Raw genomic sequence first — 3,557 nt, 5'->3', positions numbered from 1 at the left:
CCCGCTCGTGGCGGTCATGTTTTCCTTTGCTATAACGGTATTCCATTCGGGTGTTACTTCCGTCATCTTGGATTCCGTCATTGATTTCTACGCTTGATAGTACCCATTTCCCTCCCGGGTGATCATACGTGGCTTCGGAACGTGTATAGTCCACACTGAAACTGCCTCCTAACGTATTCGTTACGGCTTTTAGTTTGTTGCTCTTACCGATTAACGAACGTTGTACTTGTAACTGGTTCTCTTTGTCGGAACTTACAATATCTAAATAGCCATCGCCATCTACGTCTTTTAAGTCTGACAAAATGCGATTCATGCTTCGCCCTGTATTAACGGAAGGATTCAAAACCATTTTTGTAGCTCCAAATAAAGTAAAACCATACGTAAATGCTCCATTCTGAGACTCACTTACGGAAGTTGAACGATTAGGTCTGCTTAAACCGTTCCATTCTATTTCCGGAGCAAAGGAATTTCCTTTGTTTAAAGAGACATAAACGGTAGATCCGGATACTCTGACCTTATCCGTTAATCCATCACCGTTGATATCTATCAACATAAATTCCGGCTTTATCTTAGAGGCTGCCAATCCAATTCCTACAGACCAGCTGGATTTGCCAATATCATAACCTAATCCTAAAGTCACATCCTGACTACTTCCTTCTTGTATTTTATCTAACTCCCAATCTATCGGTTCCGAAAAACTATATCCTAAGTTAATCCGTACCTGTTTGTTTCTTAGAATTTTATCCGGTAACCCATCCCCATTCACGTCTGTAAAACTATCGTAGGTTTCATCTTCTGCTTTATTTATGGAAGCATTAATACTAAAAGAGAGTGAAGCCGATTTAGAATTGCTATTGGAGTTGGATGAACTCTCCGATTTTTCTTTTTCTGAGCCTTTATTTTTTGTTGCTAAGCTTTTTATTGCTGTTGATATAAATGAATACGCATGCACAGGACTTCCTCCTATACCTAAAGATATCCTGCGGGAAGCTGTATTTTGAAAGCCTGCATAGCCTCTGTCTTTAGTTACAATTTCTCCATCAAATCCTCCCCGGGTATTGGTTAGCTGTACCTGACCTTTAGATACTATATCCGGATAACCGTCTCCATTCATATCCATAAATCCTAATAAAGACTGTCCTCTACCTTCCGCTTTGCTTCGGGTAAGTACACCTTCACTCATTAATAGTGAAGTACTTTCATTTTTAGATTCCTGACGTACTCCAATGGCTGTTCCGCCGTTGATACATAATGAATCCGTTCTATCTGATTTTCCTAAACCGGTCAATGGGTTTTCTAAAATCACATCTTTGATTCCCAAGCGGGAAGAACTCATCACAGCTTTGTTTATATACACCTGAGAATCATTTCCCTGCCAGAAACTCCGGGTCTGGATATCCGTATGCAACGGTATAAATACCATTTTTCTCGGATCAGCCTCTGCTTCGGTTTCCGGAAGTTGTAACAGGGATTCTTCGATAGGTTTTTGAGATCTCTTATTCATCGCGTTGTAGGAAAAATGTCCCCACTGGCGATGCAACGGACCGTAACCCTGTAGTTCCCAATTGCGGTAAACCCCTGCTGTGGATTGTGTCTGAACATGTAAACTATCGGTAATGCTTGCCTGAACGGATTTCAAATGGTCTAATCCTTTGCGGCTGACATTGGTACTGTATAGTTCTACCCATACCTTACCTTGGGGTAAGTCTATTTCCTGCGTAGCTCCTTCGGTGATTTGTCCGTTTTCTACTTTCAGACTACCGCTATGGAAGGTCCCTGAGACATCTTTGACTTTTACTTCAAAATCCCCTTTAATTGCGGTTAACTGTTCCGCGGTTAGCGAAGGTTTCTGCTGCAAGGAAAGAACCAGCGTTCCTTTTCCGGAATGGGTGATAGTTTGCGGACTTTCCGGGCTTACTGCCGCCTGGTAAGTAGTGGCAATTCGTACGCCCGCGGGCTGGCTTTGTTCTATTTGCTGGCTTACGCCTTCGGAAACATCTACCTTCTGCTGGTAATGAACCACCGGTTTCCACTCTACTGTTTCCCAGGCTATATACGTCGGAGAGTCCATGATAAATTGTAACTGCTCTGCCTGTTGGCTATTGGTAACCGGAATTTCCAGTTCTCCGTCGTACTCTTCTTCAGCAGCAAACTCCCGTTGATAAACTTCTTCGGAGTCTCCAAGCAGTATTTTAAGGGTTACCTTATCGGAGGTTACCGGTTTGGTAAAGGATCCTTTTACTGTATAAGATGCCACCTGCGGAAGCATTACGACTCCACTTTGATAAGCTAAGGTTTCCTTTCCTGCCTCATAGGTAAGCGTATATCCATTGGGATCTTCCTGAGCGGTTACGTCCGTATAGGTAATCTGAGGACTCCAGTCCACCTGATCGAAGTTTCCGTTAGAGGCTCTGTCTGTACCTGATTGTACCCGAAAGTAAATTTTCTCTCCGGCTTGTACAGCAAAGGAAGCTACGGCCATATTTTTAAGGCTGTAGTCTGTAGACCCTATTACTATCGATTTTAGTTCGGTTCCTGTATGCTGAACTGCCAGACGTACGCCATCAGCCTTAGCCAGAACTTCTTTGTCTACTTCTCCTTCGGGAGCTAGTAAACGGGCATTTCCGCTGATTTTGACCATTCCTGAATAAGGAGCTACCCATACGCGGACTACATCCTGTAAGGGATTATTAGCGATCATTTCTTCCTTTTCCTCTTCGCTTACCGCTGTATCGCTATCATCTATCTTACCGCCCCCCATAATCGGACTCGGGGTATCTGTACTGCTGCTGGTAAAGGTAGGTATCAAATTGCCTTGTTCATCCTTATGTATATGGTTAAATAAGACCTTGTTCCCTACAACCAAATCTAATAAACCGTCGCCGTTCACATCTGCAAAATAACGACTTACTTTGGTAGTGGAAATTTCTTTATCCATTCCTGTTATGGTAACTAAATTCACTGCTCCTACAAGTGCACTAGCCCCAAAAGAAGTTGTATTGGTATACGAGCTTGAAAACTGGTCGATTCCCTGGATTTTGATCTTCTCTCCAAAGCTGCCGTCTCTTTTTCCGGGACGATAATATAATCCGGTATTTTTCTTTATAATTTTATCCGGTATTCCGTCCCCGTTAATATCCACCAACGTAGAAAGCCCTTTATTTTCTGAGTAAGAATACCCAAAACTTGCTCCACCTGAATTAACTTTAGATGTTATATTTCCACCCCAACCAACTCCTACATAGATGGAACCTCCCTGACTAATGCTTTTAGAACCTCCCAGGGCGGTAGCTTTGTCTGTAAAATCTCCGGTCTGTTGGGAACGGGAAACAGCATTGACAAAATCCGCCGAAATACCATCGTCGTAGGTATTCCAGGTTTCGGGTTCTCCGTACAAAGCGCCCTTTTCTTTTACCGGGTCATGGTAGGTAAGGGTATTGCTGGTAAATTCTTTTCCCTGGTCGTCTTTGTGGGTAATTTTTTGTAGTAAATCACTGTAAAAGGCTCCGGGGGTATAAGTAAAGCTGTACTCACGAAGCTTCTGGCCTTCAAAGTAT

At 43.0% G+C, this 3,557-nt stretch carries 1 protein-coding gene; it reads right to left on the bottom strand.

Translation table 11 applies throughout. From position 1 onward, the window contains the following. Window positions 1–3,557 (bottom strand): toxin TcdB middle/N-terminal domain-containing protein (locus EQ921_RS14685; RefSeq protein ID WP_221410507.1); only part of this gene is annotated, 3,557 nt, incomplete at both ends.

This window comes from Apibacter sp. HY039 (assembly GCF_004023655.1).
Lineage (GTDB): Bacteria > Bacteroidota > Bacteroidia > Flavobacteriales > Weeksellaceae > Apibacter > Apibacter raozihei.
The sequence above is the reverse complement of the archived record's forward strand: the minus strand, read 5'-3'. Positions and strand labels throughout refer to the sequence as shown.